Consider the following 14,327-nt stretch of genomic DNA (forward strand, 5'->3'; position numbering starts at 1 on the left):
CTCCCGTTGTCAGTGACGATGGCGGATCCAGGTGGTCCGCAGTGCAGTGTATTTGTCGACGGCGTGGCGCGAGAGGTCGCGTCCGTTGCCGGATTGGCGAAAGCCGCCGAAAGGGACGGCGGGATTGACGGGGTCGACGACGTTCACCGCCACCACGCCGGCCACGATGCGTTCCGAAACCCGGTGGGCGCGCGACAGGTCGTCGGTGAAGATCGAGGCAGCGAGCCCGTAGATGCTGGCATTGGCGAGGCGGACGGCCTCGTCCTCATGCTCGAACGTCGAGACAGAGAGCACGGGTCCGAAAATCTCCTCCTGCATGATCGACGCTTCCTGCCGCACGCCGGTGAAGATGGTCGGCTCTATGAAGCTGCCCGCTCCGTTCACCGTGGCCGTGCAGCCTCCGGTGGCAAGGTCGGCCTCCCGCTTTCCGGCCTCCACATAGCGCATGACGGTGGCGGCGTGCCTGGCATCGACCATGGCGCCGAGGCCGGAAGCGGGATCGAGCGGGTCGCCGGGGCGGTGACGCCCGGCGCGCTGCACCAGAAGATCGGTGAGCCGGCGGGCAATCGGGGCATGAACATAGAGGCGGGAAGAGGCCGAGCACACCTGCCCCTGATTGTAGAAGATGCCGGCGGCGATCTGGTCAGCGGCATGATCGAGATCGGCGCAGTCGGAAAAGACGATTGCGGGGGACTTTCCGCCGCACTCGAGCCAGACCTGCTTCATGTTGGATTCGCCCGCATAGCGCAGGAACAGCTTGCCGACGGCGGTGGAGCCGGTGAAGGCCAGGCAATCGACATCCATGTGGCGGCCAAGCGCTTGCCCGGCGGTTTCGCCAAGCCCCGGCACCACATTGAGCACGCCTGCCGGAATGCCGGCCTCAAGCGCCAGCTCGCCAAGGCGCAGGGCGGTGAAGGGCGACTGCTCGGCCGGCTTCAGCACCACGCTGTTGCCGGCAACCAGTGCGGGAATGCACTTCCACACCGCCATGTTGAAGGGGAAGTTCCATGGCACCACCGCGCCGATGACACCCAGCGGCACACGCCGCACGATGCCGAGATTGCCGGGCGGCAGCGGCGCCACCTCGTCATAGATCTTGTCGGCTTCCTCCGCATGCCACTGAAGAATGCTGATGGCGTTGGCGATGTCGTTGTCGTGGGCATCGCGCACCAGCTTGCCCATGTCCAGCGATTCCAGAACCGCCAGCCGGGGCAGTTCCACCCGCAGCAGTTCCGCCAGTTTCAGGAGCACGGCCTTGCGCTCGGCCGGCGCGCGGTCGCGCCACACGCCCTGCTCGAAACTGCGGCGCGCGGCGGCGACGGCAAGATCGATGTCGCGGCCGTCGCAGGCGGCCACCTCGGCCAGCACCTTGCCGGTGGCCGGGTTCACCGATGCGAAGGTTTGCCCCGACACTGCCGGCACCTTGCGGCCATCGATGATGGCGAGCGTGGGAAAGCTCACGGTCTCTGCCAACTGGTGCCAGTCGGTGCAATCGGCCATGTGAACTCCTCTCAGGCGGCATGGATGAATCTGGATTTCAGGGTATTGCAGGAACGGCTTGTCGTTGAAAAAGCGAATTTCTTCGACCCGTCATTCCATTTTCATCCTGATACATTGTGCGATCTGCGATCGCAATATATATGTGCAGAAATTCTTGAATCACGGCGCGAAGACGGCGTGCGCGAAGCCATGCCTTCCGAAGCGGGCCGACCCCTGAGGCGGGTGCTGGGCCATGCCTGAGCCGCGCAAGAGTTCTGTACGACGACGAAATCCGCCTATACTGGATGACGAATGACAACTGCGCCCATGACCATCGCCGGCCTGACGATCTTCCCGCTGAAGTCGGCGCGGGGGATGCCGGTGCTGTCGGCGCGTGTCGGCTCCAAGGGGCTTCTCGACGACCGCTCGATGATGGTCGTCGACGAGACGGGCTGCGCCATCACCGCGCGCGCTGCTCCGCTGCTGATGCAGGTCAGGGTGGTGCTGGATGGCGGCGAGGTGATCCTGTTCGCGCCGGGCAGGCCGCCGATCGGATTTCGCCGGGAAGAGCTGAAGCCTGCCTGCGGGCCGGTTTCCGTGTGGGGTAGCGAGGTTTCAGCCGGCGATGCCGGCGATGCGGTGGCGGACTGGCTTTGCGGGCATCTGGAACGGCCATGCCGGCTGGTGGTGCAGGACGACCGTCAGCCCCGCGCACTCGACATCGGCAGTGGCGGGGTCGTCAGCCTTGCCGATACCGCGCCGCTTCTGCTGGCCAGCACGGCGTCGCTGAAAGAACTGAACCTCTATCTCGAGCAGCCGGTGGAAATGGACCGGTTCCGGCCGAATGTCGTGGTGGCGGGCGAGCTTCCCTTCGACGAGGACGCATGGGCCGAAATTCGTATCGGCGACATGCGCTTCGAGGTCGCCGGGGCCTGCGACCGGTGCATGATGACCACGCTTGACCCCGCGAGCGGTCAGGCGCGTCAGGATCACGAGCCGCTGAGCATGCTGGGAAAGCAGCGGCGGGGTGAAGACGGCAAGGTCTATTTCGGCCAGTTCCTGATTCCGCATTCGGCCGGCCGTATCCATCTCGGCGATGCGGTCGAGGTCCTGTCGCGCAGGAAGCCGGTGGCGCTGCTGCCGGGTTCGGCGCGGAAGGTCACGCGCCTGCCCACGGCGGCCGCGCAGGGGCTTCAGTCCGGCAGCCGGCAGGTGGAGCTTACATGTGTGGCGGTGATTGACGAGACGAACGACATGAAGACATTCCGCTTCGTGGCGGAGCCGTCCTTCACCTATTCGCCCGGCCAGTTCATAACGCTGATGCCCGTCATCGACGGCGAGATCGTGCGCCGCAGCTATACGATCTCGTCCTCTCCCTCGCGGCCCCTGCACATGTCGGTGACCGTCAAGCGGGCGCAGGACGGTTTCGTGTCGTGCTGGCTGCATGAGAACCTGCGTGTCGGCGACCGGCTTCAGGCCTCCGGTCCGAACGGAAAGTTTCATCTGGGCGCCGCCGGGGATGCGAAGAAGCTGTTTCTGGTCTCGGCGGGAAGCGGCGTGACGCCGATGATCTCGATCCTGCGCACCATTGCCGATGCCAATCTCGATCGGGATGTCGTCTACCACCACAGTGCCCGAACCGCGGCCGACATGCCGTTCCGGGACGAACTGAAACTGCTCCAGCATCAGCTCGGCGACCGGCTGCGCATTTCCTGGAATCTTTCCGCGAAAGGCGCGGACGATGCCGTTGATGCGCCGGGCATTGTGCATGCCGGCAGGTTCGACGAGAGCATGGCGCAGATCGTCTGCCCCGACCTGTCCGATCGCATCGCCTTCTGCTGCGGCCCGACGGGCTTCCGCAACAAGGTGCGCGATGTGTGCACCAGCCTGGCGGCGCAACCGGCGCTGGCCTATCTGGAAGAGAGTTTCGGGGCGGACGAAAGCGCTGTCGATCTTCCCCCGATCGGGCGCTACAGCGTTTCGTTCCAGCGGTCCGGTAAGACCGTGGAGGGAGAGGGCACCACCACGCTTCTCGCGCTGGCGCGCGGTGCCGGCGTCAAAATCCAGTCCGATTGCGAGGCCGGTATCTGCGGCTCATGCCGTTGCACCGTGGTAACTGGGGACTGGCGCATCGCGGCCAATGCTGCCGACCGCGACCGGTCCGTGCTTTCGGATGAGGAAAAGGCGGCGAATGTGGTTCTCGCCTGCTCGACCTCCCCCATAGGCGATGTCGTCGTGGAGCTCTGAAGGGGTAGCTCTTTGTCTGCGCAGATGCCCTGAAGCAGGCGCTGTTTTGTGGAGTTCACCAAAGAGGTATCATTTTGTCAGCTTTTATATAACTCTCTGATAAAAAGGTTTATTGCTGCTTTCTGTGAGCAGAATAAAAATTCATGCCTCGCACAATTGCGCGATCTGCGATCGCAATATATAGAGATATAAGCGCCTTGCGGATCATGATCCGGTCATGACATTCTGCGCAGGCTAGGGCGGGCTTCGGCTGGTGCCTTGACAGGTCGAAATCATCCGGGAGCGGGGAGGCGATCCAGACGAATGGCGAGTGTGAGCGCATATCGGTCAGGACATGAGGTTCGCACCGTCGCGGTGATCGGATGTGGCCTCATTGGCGGCATGTGGGCGGCTTTCTTCCTGCATCGCGGGCTGGATGTGCGTGCATGGGACCCTGCGCCGGATGGAGAAGAGCGACTGGCGGCTTTCGTCGAAGCGGGGCTGGGTGATCTCGATGCGGTCGGCCCGTCTGGCCGTGAGCGCGGCCGGCTGATCTGGTGTGCCACGATCGCGGAGGCAGTCGAGGGCGCGGATTACGTTCAGGAAAACGCACCGGAAAAACTGCCGCTCAAGCAGGCGCTGCTGGACGAAATCGATGCCGCAGTTCCCGCCGATGTCGTCATCGGATCGAGCACTTCTTCTTTTCCCGCAAGTCAGTTGCAGGCCGAATGCGCCAATCCGGAGCGCGTCATCGTCGCTCATCCCTTCAATCCCCCGCATCTGGTGCCGCTGGTGGAACTGGTGGCGGGCGAGAGAGGGGCGCCTGCGGCAGTCGATGCCGCCTATGCCTTCTTTGAGGCGATCGGCAAGGTTCCGGTGCGTGTGGCGCGCGAGGCCGTCGGCCATCTCGCCAACCGCATGAGCTCGGCGCTGTGGCGCGAGGCCGTCAACATCGTGGCCGAGGGCATCGCCTCGGTTGAGGATGTGGACCGGGCGATCCGATTCGGGCCGGGGCTGCGCTGGGCGGTCGAAGGCCCGCACATGCTCTATCATCTGGGCGGCGGCGAGGGCGGGCTTGAGGCCTATCTCGACCATCTCGGCCCCGCGCAGGAGGCAAGATGGGGGACGCTCGGCACGCCGCGCCTCGATGCGGAGACGAAGCGCAAGCTGGTCGAAGGCATGCAGGCCGAGGTTGCCGGGCGCGCAATGGGCGAACTTACACAGCGCCGTGACCGGCTTTTGATCGCGCTTTTGCGCCTCATGGCTGAAGACGAAGCCGGGGCCAATGAAAAAACCGGGAAGGGCGCACGATGACCGGCCTTCCGCTCATCATGGTGGCGCCGAACGGCGCGCGCCGCACCAAAGCCGATCACGCGGCACTGCCGATGACCGTTTCCGAGATTGCCGAGACGGCTGAAGCCTGCTGGAAGGCGGGGGCTGACGCCATCCACGCCCATGTGCGCGATGAGACCGGCCGGCATGCGCTCGACGCCGATCTCTATCGCCAGCTCATCGGGGCGCTGGCGCAGCGCGTTCCGCAGATGGCCGTGCAGGTCTCCACCGAGGCGGTCGGCATCTACAGCGCGCCCGAGCAGATGCAGCTTGTGCGCACCTTGCAGCCGCGCGCCATTTCTGCGGCCATTCGTGAACTGGTTCCCGATGCCGCGAGCGAGGCGGAGGCCGCGCGCTTCTATGGCTGGTGCCGGCAGGAGCAGATCCACGTTCAGCACATTCTCTATGACGATGCCGATGTGGCGCGGCTGGGCGACCTGATGGCCCGGCAGGTGATCCCGGCCGGTCAGCCTTCGGTCATCTATGTGCTGGGCCGCTATTCGGCTAACCAGCAGAGCGAGCCCGGCGATCTCGATGCGTTCCTGCGCGCGGCCACGGACCTGCCGCAATCGCCCGACTGGATGGTGTGTGCCTTCGGCCGCAGCGAGACGGATTGCCTTGAGGCTGCGATGCGAGCCGGCGGCAAGGTGCGTGTGGGTTTTGAGAACAGCCTGTGGAATGCGGACGGCAACCTCGCCGCTTCCAATGAGGAGCGCGTCGCCGAAATCGCCGCCCGCGCCCATCTCCTTGGCCTTGGGTGACGAAAATGTCGGAAACGCCCTACCGTGTCTTCAATGTCCGGCTGGCCGAGCGCCGGCTGCTGACGCCGAACATGGCACGGCTGGTGTTTGCGGGCGCCGATCTGGCTGCCATGACGACGCTTGCACCGGACCAGCGCATCAAGCTGTTCTTTCCGCGTGAGGATGGAACGCCGTCAGCCCTTCCCGTCAGCCCCGACTATCTGAAGGTCTACAAGGCGCTGCCGCCGCACCAGCGCGCGCCGATGCGCACCTACACGATCCGCGCCATCGATCCGGCCCGGCAGCTTCTCACCGTCGATTTCGTCGTCCATGGCGACAACGGACCGGCCTCGCGCTGGGCGATGAGCGCAGAGCCGGGTGACCGGATTCAGATTACCGGCCCGAACAAGGAATATGACGGTGAGATTGCCGGTTTCGACTGGGAGCCGCCACCGGGGCTGAGCGATCTGCTCATCATCGGCGACGAGACGGCGCTGCCGGCCATCGCCGGCATTCTGGAACAGATCGCCTTGTGGGAGGTCAAACCTCGGGCGACGGTTCGTGTCGAACTGCCCTGCATGGAGGATGCACAGCCGGTTCCGTCGTGGGATGGTCTCGACCTGCGCTGGCTGCCCCGCGACGCAGGCAACCATGGCTATGGCGAGCTGATGGCCGGCGCAGCACTTGCCGCGGATCTTCCCGGCAGCGCCAGGCGTACGGGCCCGGCACAGCCGGAAGCGGTCGATGTCGACAAGGACACATTATGGGACCGTGCGGCGCCAGCCGACAACAGCTTCTACGGATGGATCGCCGGTGAAACGGCGGCCGTCAGCCGCATTCGTACGCATTTTCTGGGCGAGCTTGGCATAGACCGCAATCAGCTCACCATGATGGGCTACTGGCGTTATGGCAAAGCCCATGCATAGCCATCGCCGCTGCCCCCTCCTGTCCGGCTGTACGCTCACGCAGTCGCCCCGCACGCGGCGGGCCGAGCTTTTGCTGCTGTGCGCCCGCATCGGCTATTCGCCGCCTTCTTCCTTCGCCTCCGCATAACTGAAAAACAGAGGAAGGAAGACATCACATGACTGACCAGACCATTTCGCGCGCCAATCTGCAGGCCATCGATTCCGCGCATCATCTCCACCCCTTCACCGACCACAAGGAACTGCGTGGCGCCGGCGCCCGCATGATCGTGCGCTCCGAGGGGCCCTATATCTATGACAGCGAAGGCGCCGAGATTCTGGACGGCATGGCCGGCCTGTGGTGCATCAATGTCGGCTATGGCCGCGAGGAACTGGCCCGTGTCGCCTATGACCAGATGAAGGAACTGCCGTTCTACAACTCCTTCTTCCGCTGCACGACGCCGACACCGGTGCTGCTGGCGGGCAAGCTGGCGGAACTGGCGCCCGACAACGTCAATCAGGTGTTCTACGGCTCGTCCGGTTCGGAAGCCAACGACACGGCCCTCAAGCTGGTGCGCCATTACTGGGCGCTGGAAGGCAAGCCGTCGAAGCGCATCGTCATTTCGCGGAAGACCGGCTATCACGGCTCCTCCATTGCCGGCGCTTCTCTGTCCGGCATGGACGGCATGCACAGCCAGCTTTACGGCGCGGTGCCGGGCATCGTCCATGTCATGCCGCCCTATTCGTTCGAGCTTGCCCTGCCGGGCGAGAGCGAGCACGATTTCGGCCTGCGGGCGGCACGTGCCGTCGAAGACGCGATCCTTGAGGCGGGCGCTGAAAACGTCGCCGCCTTCATCGGCGAGCCGGTGCTGGGCGCTGGCGGCGTGAAGATCCCGCCGGCCAGCTACTGGCCGGAAATCCAGCGCATCTGCGACAAGTACGACGTGCTTCTGATGATCGACGAAGTCATCACCGGCTATGGCCGCACCGGCGAATGGTTCGCTTGCAAGACCTTCAACATCAAGCCCGACACCATCACCACGGCCAAGGCGCTGACCTCCGGTTACCAGCCGCTGTCGGCGCTGCTGGTCGGCGATCGCATCGCTTCCACCCTGATCGAGAAGGGTGGCGAATTCTACCATGGCTATACCTATTCGGGGCATCCGGTGGCCTGCGCCGTGGCGCTGAAGAATCTGGAGATCATCGAAAAGGAAGGCCTGATCGAGCGCGTGCGCGAGGACACCGGGCCTTATCTCGCCAGGGCGCTGGCCGAGCGCATCGGCACGCATCCGATCGTCGGCGAAACCCGCGCCATCGGCCTGATGGCGGCCATCGAGATCGTCAGGGACAAGGGCGATCGCAGCCGCTTCAAGGGCAAGCATGCGGGCGACAAGGTGCGTGACCTGTCCATCGACAACGGCTTCATGGTGCGCGCGGTCGGCGATACGATCATCATGTCGCCGCCGCTGATCTGGACCCGCGAGAACATCGACGTGGCCTGCGAGAGGCTGCTGAAAGCGCTCGATGCGGCGGAAATCGAGCTGCGCCGGCTCGAAGCGGAAAGCCCGGCCAGCGAATGATGGGAAGAGGGGCCGCAGCGAAGCCGCGTCCCCGCAACCTTGGCCCCCCTGCCTGTCACCGTCCAGCCGCCGGCAGGCATGGTGCGGCCGCTTCCGCACAGCTTATTATCTGCTTGATACGCGATCGCAGATCGCACACACTCATTGCCATAACCTCGAAACCAGAGGCTTTACATGACCGCCGAACTCCCCTTCACCCGTGCCGACATCAATCTCGGCAACTGGCGCGAGCGTCCCTATTCCATGTCGACGTTCCAGAACGTCGCGGAATATGTTCCCTCCGCCCAGATCATCAGCGCCCGCATCGCCGAGACGCCGGTCCGGCCATTCGGTCATTTCGCCGACATTCCCGTTTCCAACGTGGCGGGAAATACGCTGCGGCTGGAGGATTTTCTGGAGGAAAGCCACAGCGATGCGCTGGTGGTAATGCGCAAGGGCGAGGTCATCGCCGAATGGTACGCGCCTTATGTCGACCCGGCGCGCGCCCATATCGTATTCTCGATCTCCAAGTCGTTCACGGGCATGCTTGCCGGCGTTCTGGAGGCGGAGGGCAAGCTGTCCTTCGACCAGATGGTGACGGATTTCATCCCCGATGCCGTCGGTTCGGCCTACGAGGGGCTGACGGTTCGTGATCTCTTCAACATGACGGTGGCGCTCGATTTCGACGAGCTTTATCTGGACGAAGACGGCAGTTTCGACCGCTATCGCCGGGCCATGCTGTGGAAGCCGCAGCGCGCCGGTGATCCGACCACGAATTTGCGTGATTTCCTGTGCTCGCTGCCGCGCGCCGCTCACCCACACGGCACCCTTCATCGCTATCGCTCGCCGAATTCCGACATGGCCGGTCTGGTGGTCGAGGCGGCCTCCGGCATGCGCTTCGCGGACCTTCTGAGCACGCGCGTATGGCAGCCGATGGGTGCGCATACGGATGGCTTCATCACCGTCGACAGCGCCGGCAATCCGCGCACGTCGGGCGGCATTTCCGTCACCGCGCGCGATCTTGCCCGTCTTGGCGAGTTGCTGCGCGTCGGCGGGCGCGGCGTGCTGCCTGCGGAGTTCGTGGAACGGCTGTGGGCCGGCGGCGACCGCGCCATCTGGGCGGCGGGCGACCAGTGCTTCCTTTATCCGGGCGGCAGCTATCTTGCCTACTGGTACGAGACCGGAACCGGCGCGCTGGCCGCCATGGGCATTTTCGGCCAGTTCCTGTGGATCGACCGCGCCTCGGAAACCGTCGTCGTGCGCCAGGCTTCGGAGCCGCTGCCGATCAGCGACGATCTCGACCAGAAAACCATTGCCGCGCTGAAGGCAATCTGCGCAGCCTGAGAACGCGCACCAGCCAGAAAGGGAGGCCGGAAAATTCGCACGCAAACGGGAGTGGAAGCGGTGACAGCGGGGACGGTGCCGGCCATTGCGGCCAGCAAACTTTCAATCAGCGTCGGTACAGAGGGCGCGCTGGTGGTCGACGATGTCGACTTTTCCATCGAGCCCGGCGGCATGCTGGCGCTGGTGGGCGAGTCCGGATCGGGCAAGACCATGGCCGCGCGCGCCATACTGGGGCTTCTGCCGCATCCGCTCACCGTGGTGCCGGGCAGCAGCATCCGCTTTCAGGGCACCGAACTGATCGGCCTTGGCGCGCGGGAACTAAGGGCCGTGCGCGGTGCGCAGATCGGCATGGTCTTTCAGGAGCCGATGGTCTCGCTGAATCCCTCCATGACCATCGGCGAGCAGATGGCCGAGGGGCTGCGACTGCACCGCAATCTCGGCAAGGCCGAGATCCGTGACTTGTCGCTGGCCATGCTGGAACGCATCCGCATCCAGAACCCCGAGCGCTGCCTGAACGCCTATCCGAACGAGTTTTCCGGCGGCATGCGCCAGCGCATCATGCTGGCTTCGGTCATGCTTCTGAAGCCGAAGCTGCTGATCGCAGACGAGCCCACCACCGCGCTCGACACGCTTGTGCAGCGCGACGTGCTCGACCTGATGGTGGAACTTACGCAGGAGAACGGCACCGCCGTTCTGCTCATCAGCCATGACCTTGGCATGGTGTCGCATTATGTGCGCGATGTCGTGGTGATGCATCGCGGCAGGATGGTCGAGGTGGGGCGCAGCGCCGATGTTCTGAAGGCGCCCGCGCATGACTATACGCGCCGTCTCGTCGATGCCCTGCCGCGCCGGCCGGCCATTGCCAGACCCGCCGTTGACAAGCCCGAGACCATCCTTGAGGTGGACAACATCGTCGTCGAATATCCCGGCCGCCAGACGCTGCTCCAGAAACGCGAGGCCAAGCGCGCCGTGGACGGCATCACGCTGACCGTGGCGCGGGGCGAGACGCTGGCGCTGGTCGGCGCTTCGGGGTCGGGCAAGACCACGCTCGGCCGCACCATCGTCGGCCTGCAGGCCCCGACCGACGGGCGGATGCGCTTTCGTGGCGTGGAGATCGACTATGCCCGCAGCGACAAGGCAAAAGCCCAGCGCAGAGACATTCAGATCATCTTCCAGGATCCCTATTCGTCGCTCGATCCGCGCCAGACGATCGCCGGGATCATCGGCGAGCCGCTGCTGCTCGAACCGGGCATGACCAAGGCGAAGATCGAGGAACGGGTGCGCGAGGTGATGACGGAAGTGGGCCTTCCGCACGAGTTCACGACGCGGCTGCCGCATCAGCTGTCGGGCGGGCAGCGCCAGCGCGTGGCGATTGCCCGCGCCATCGTGCGCGATCCTGCCTTCGTGGTGGCCGACGAGCCGGTATCGGCGCTGGATATGACGGTGCAGAAGCAGATACTGGAGCTGATCCGCAAGCTTCAGGAGAAGCGCGGCTTCGCCTGCCTGTTCGTGTCCCATGATCTGGGTGCCGTCGAGCAGGTGGCCGATCGTGTGGCGGTGATGGAAAATGGCCGTATCGTCGAGATCGGCGACCGCGACGAGGTGTTCGATCGTCCGAAACACCCCTACACGAAGCGGCTTCTGGAGGCGGCCATGCTGCTCGACCGCAAATTCGAGGGTGCCGCATAAGGCTTTATCGCCCGAGCCGGAATGTCACAGATCGCTGTGCGTCTCTTCGCACGCACAAAGGGCGATCTGAATGATCGAGAGCGCATCGGACCGAAAACCGGATTTCCCTTTCCGGCCCGATGCTCTAACAGCCATCCCGTCTGGCAGGCGGAGTGGGTCATATGGTTGCGGAACGCATCTACGCGATTGGCGATGTGCATGGCCGCGCAGACCTTTTGCGCGCGCTCCTCGCCCATATCGGCGGGGAAGCTCCTGACGGGATGGTGATTTTCCTTGGCGATCTGATCGACCGGGGGCCGGACAGCCGCGGCGTCCTCGATCTTGTCGCGGCGCACTTGCGTGCGAACCCGGCTTCGCGCCTGCTGCTTGGCAATCATGACTGGTTCCTGAGGGAATTCCTGCAAGGGTCGCTCGATGCATCGGGCCTTGAATTGTGGGCGGATCGCTATGGCGCGATGGGTGCCCTGCGTTCCTATGGCATTTCCGATCCGGCTAGCGACTGGCAGGCGGCGCGCCGGGTCGTGCTGAAACGGCACCCCAGTCATCTGCAACTTCTGGCGGGCGCGGAATATTGCGTCGTCAAAGGCGATCTGTGTTTCGTGCATGCCGGTCTTCGCCCCGGCGTACCGCTGTCACAGCAGTCGCCAACCGACATGATGTGGATCAAGGAGGACTTCCTCGACCATCGCGTGTCCTTCGGGCATCTGGTCGTGCATGGGCATTCGCCGACGCCGTCGGGCCTGCCGGAAATCCATTCCAACCGCATCGCGCTCGACACGCATGCCTTCAGGTCCGGCCATCTGAGCGCGGCTGCCTTCGATGGTGGGGCGCTGTCGCATTTCCTGCGCACGACCGTTACACCCGATGGCGCTGTCGGCATCGAACACCTCGGCTGAAACCGGCCTCCGGCGCTGTCATCGAACTGTTATGAAGGCGGCATATTGCACGCGCAGTTCCTGCAGCGAAGCCTTTGCGTATGACAAACCCGATCGATCTGCCCGTAAGCGCCGTTTCCGCGCGTGGCCTTGCGCTGCATTACGGGGAGACCGTCATCCTCAGGAGCATCGATCTTTCGCTGGCCAGGGGCCGCACGCTGGCGCTGCTCGGGCCTTCGGGCTGCGGCAAGACCACGCTTTTGCGGCTCGTGGCCGGGCTTTTGCAGCCGACGAAAGGCGCGGTCAGCATAGCGGGACAGGTTGTGGCGGATGCCGGCACCGGGGTCTTCGCGCCGCCCGAACGGCGCAATCTCGGCATGGTGTTTCAGGACTATGCGCTGTGGCCGCATCTGACGGTTGGCGGCAATGTCTCCTTTCCTCTGGAAATGCGCGGCATCGGCAGGGCCGAGCGCAATGAGCGGACCATGCGCGCCCTGCGCCGCGTCGGGCTGGAAGCCTATGCGGATCGTCGCCCCAGCGATCTTTCCGGCGGCCAGCAGCAGCGTGTCGCCATCGCGCGTGCCATCGTTGCCGAGCCCCAGCTCATCCTCTTCGACGAGCCGCTCTCCAATCTTGATCGCGAATTGCGCGAGAACATGGTCGGCGAACTGGCCGGCCTGATCGCCGAGCTTGACCTGACGGCGATCTATGTCACCCACGATCATGCCGAAGCGCTGACGCTGGCCGACGAGGTTGCGGTCATGCGCGGGGGCGAGATTGCCCAGCTCGCATCGCCCGACGATCTGATCGCCCGCCCCTCGACCCCAGAAGTGGCCGATTTCCTGCGCCTCGGCGGAACGGTGAATGTCGTGTGGCGCGACGGACACTGGTTCGTCGGCGACAGCGCCCATGCGCTGGTCAGCGATGCCACGCAGCCGCTGCAAGGTGAAGCGCAGGTGCTGGTGCCTCTCGATGCCGTATCGGTATGCGGCACTTCGGCGGACGCCTTGCCGGCAAAGGTGCTGCGTTCGCAATTCCGCGGTGACGGCCATCTGGCGACGGTCATGCTGGCCTGCGCGCCGGGCGTGGAACTTCAGCTTCCCAGCGCCGCGCGGTTGCGGCCGGGCGAACAGATTGGACTGTCCATCGATCCCGACCGGATTCGCTGGTTCGGGCAGGGCAGCCATGGAACTCCAGAAAAGAAGGTTGCGACATGTTGAAATCGATCAAGGGGCTCGTCTTCGGCGCTGCATCGACCCTGCTTCTGGCAGGCGTCGCCCATGCCGACATCACCGTTTACACGGCCGGCCCGCAGAGCCTCATCGACAAGCTGGCCGAAGGCTTCACCGCGCAGAGCGGCATCAAGGTCAATGTCTTCCAGGCCACCACCGGCAAGATCATGGCCCGCATCGAGGCTGAGGCCGCCAACCCTGCGGTCGACGTGCTGATCTCCGCTTCCTGGGAGACGGCCACCGACTTCGCCAAGCGCGGCTGGCTCGTTTCCTACACCAGCCCCAATGCCGAAAAGGTTCCGGATTTCCTGAAGAACGAGACGGCCGTGGCGCAGGGCGTTTCCGCGCTCGGCATCGCCTGGAACACCAAAAGCGGCACACCGAAGCCGGCTGAGTGGAGCGATCTGGCAAAGCCGGAGTTCAAGGATCTGGTCAACATTCCCGATCCCGCGCAGTCCGGTTCGTCTTTCGAGCTCACCGCGGCGCTTGCCGGGCAGGATGATTTCGCGCTGTTCAAAAGCCTGAAGGACAATGGCGCCATCATTGCCGGCGCCAATGCCGAAGCGCTGAACCCGGTGCTGCAGGGCGCCAAGGGCGCCGTCTTCGGCGCGGTCGACTACATCACCTTCGGCAACAAGGCCAAGGGCGAAAGCATCGACGTGGTCTTCCCCGAGTCCGGCACGGTCATCGCGCCGCGCCCGGTCATGATCCTGAACTGGTCGAAGAACCAGGACGAGGCCAAGAAGTTCGTGGACTACATGCTCTCCGACGAAGGCCAGAAGCTGGTCGCCGGCACCTATCTGATGCCTGCCCGCAGCGACATTCCGGCCGACCGCCCGCTGATCTCCGACCTCAAGCTGATCGACTATGACGCGGCGGCGATACAGGGCAAGCGCAAGGAAATCCTTCAGCAGATTTCCGATATTTTCGGCGCCAATTGAGCCTGATC

General features: G+C 64.4%; 12 protein-coding genes. 11 read left to right on the top strand and 1 reads right to left on the bottom strand.

Annotated elements, in window-relative coordinates:
• Positions 1-9: 9 nt before the first annotated feature.
• Positions 10-1,500, bottom strand: coding sequence for an aldehyde dehydrogenase (locus HNR59_RS17815; protein WP_183832381.1), 1,491 nt, complete (start codon positions 1,498-1,500; stop codon positions 10-12).
• Between the two features lie 24 nt (positions 1,501-1,524).
• On the opposite strand from HNR59_RS17815, the gene HNR59_RS17820 reads away from it, so the two are divergent.
• From HNR59_RS17820 to HNR59_RS17870, 11 genes are all read left to right on the top strand, one after another.
• Positions 1,525-1,740: a hypothetical protein gene (locus HNR59_RS17820; RefSeq protein ID WP_183832382.1), complete on the top strand. Its 216-nt coding sequence runs from the start codon at positions 1,525-1,527 to the stop codon at positions 1,738-1,740.
• 51 nt (positions 1,741-1,791) lie between these two features.
• On the top strand, positions 1,792-3,726 hold the full coding sequence (locus tag HNR59_RS17825; RefSeq protein ID WP_183832383.1) for an MOSC domain-containing protein: 1,935 nt from the start codon (positions 1,792-1,794) through the stop codon (positions 3,724-3,726).
• 303 nt (positions 3,727-4,029) lie between these two features.
• Complete coding sequence (locus tag HNR59_RS17830) at positions 4,030-5,019, top strand: 3-hydroxyacyl-CoA dehydrogenase NAD-binding domain-containing protein (RefSeq protein WP_183832384.1); 990 nt, start codon at positions 4,030-4,032, stop codon at positions 5,017-5,019.
• Entirely contained in the window at positions 5,016-5,798 is a 783-nt protein-coding gene (locus HNR59_RS17835; RefSeq protein WP_183832385.1) for a beta-keto acid cleavage family enzyme, read from the top strand. Before HNR59_RS17830 ends, HNR59_RS17835 begins: the two co-directional genes overlap by 4 nt.
• Positions 5,799-5,803: 5 nt before the next feature.
• Entirely contained in the window at positions 5,804-6,703 is a 900-nt protein-coding gene (locus tag HNR59_RS17840; RefSeq protein WP_183832386.1) for a siderophore-interacting protein, read from the top strand.
• 155 nt (positions 6,704-6,858) lie between these two features.
• Positions 6,859-8,259: an aspartate aminotransferase family protein gene (locus HNR59_RS17845; RefSeq protein ID WP_183832387.1), complete on the top strand. Its 1,401-nt coding sequence runs from the start codon at positions 6,859-6,861 to the stop codon at positions 8,257-8,259.
• 174 nt (positions 8,260-8,433) lie between these two features.
• Complete coding sequence (locus HNR59_RS17850; protein ID WP_183832388.1) at positions 8,434-9,582, top strand: serine hydrolase domain-containing protein; 1,149 nt, start codon at positions 8,434-8,436, stop codon at positions 9,580-9,582.
• A 60-nt stretch (positions 9,583-9,642) separates the two neighbouring features.
• Positions 9,643-11,271 (top strand): ABC transporter ATP-binding protein, encoded by a 1,629-nt coding sequence (locus HNR59_RS17855; RefSeq protein WP_343060860.1) that lies wholly within the window; start codon positions 9,643-9,645, stop codon positions 11,269-11,271.
• Between the two features lie 161 nt (positions 11,272-11,432).
• Positions 11,433-12,167 carry a metallophosphoesterase gene (locus tag HNR59_RS17860; RefSeq protein ID WP_183832389.1) on the top strand — a complete coding sequence of 245 codons (735 nt, stop codon included), beginning with the start codon at positions 11,433-11,435 and terminating at the stop codon, positions 12,165-12,167.
• A gap of 80 nt (positions 12,168-12,247) precedes the next feature.
• On the top strand, positions 12,248-13,366 hold the full coding sequence (locus HNR59_RS17865) for an ABC transporter ATP-binding protein (RefSeq protein ID WP_183832390.1): 1,119 nt from the start codon (positions 12,248-12,250) through the stop codon (positions 13,364-13,366).
• Positions 13,360-14,319, top strand: a complete 960-nt coding sequence (locus tag HNR59_RS17870) for an ABC transporter substrate-binding protein (protein ID WP_183832391.1) — start codon at positions 13,360-13,362, stop codon at positions 14,317-14,319. Before HNR59_RS17865 ends, HNR59_RS17870 begins: the two co-directional genes overlap by 7 nt.
• Positions 14,320-14,327 lie beyond the last annotated feature (8 nt).

This window comes from Aquamicrobium lusatiense, assembly GCF_014201615.1.
GTDB classification, from domain to species: Bacteria; Pseudomonadota; Alphaproteobacteria; order Rhizobiales; family Rhizobiaceae; genus Mesorhizobium; species Mesorhizobium lusatiense.

Coding starts and splice junctions, on each gene's coding strand:
- HNR59_RS17815 (WP_183832381.1), bottom strand. CDS start 1,500: ATGGCCGATTGCACCGACTGGCACCAGTTGGCAGAGACCGTGAGCTTT.
- HNR59_RS17820 (WP_183832382.1), top strand. CDS start 1,525: ATGAATCTGGATTTCAGGGTATTGCAGGAACGGCTTGTCGTTGAAAAA.
- HNR59_RS17825 (WP_183832383.1), top strand. CDS start 1,792: ATGACAACTGCGCCCATGACCATCGCCGGCCTGACGATCTTCCCGCTG.
- HNR59_RS17830 (WP_183832384.1), top strand. CDS start 4,030: ATGGCGAGTGTGAGCGCATATCGGTCAGGACATGAGGTTCGCACCGTC.
- HNR59_RS17835 (WP_183832385.1), top strand. CDS start 5,016: ATGACCGGCCTTCCGCTCATCATGGTGGCGCCGAACGGCGCGCGCCGC.
- HNR59_RS17840 (WP_183832386.1), top strand. CDS start 5,804: ATGTCGGAAACGCCCTACCGTGTCTTCAATGTCCGGCTGGCCGAGCGC.
- HNR59_RS17845 (WP_183832387.1), top strand. CDS start 6,859: ATGACTGACCAGACCATTTCGCGCGCCAATCTGCAGGCCATCGATTCC.
- HNR59_RS17850 (WP_183832388.1), top strand. CDS start 8,434: ATGACCGCCGAACTCCCCTTCACCCGTGCCGACATCAATCTCGGCAAC.
- HNR59_RS17860 (WP_183832389.1), top strand. CDS start 11,433: ATGGTTGCGGAACGCATCTACGCGATTGGCGATGTGCATGGCCGCGCA.
- HNR59_RS17865 (WP_183832390.1), top strand. CDS start 12,248: ATGACAAACCCGATCGATCTGCCCGTAAGCGCCGTTTCCGCGCGTGGC.
- HNR59_RS17870 (WP_183832391.1), top strand. CDS start 13,360: ATGTTGAAATCGATCAAGGGGCTCGTCTTCGGCGCTGCATCGACCCTG.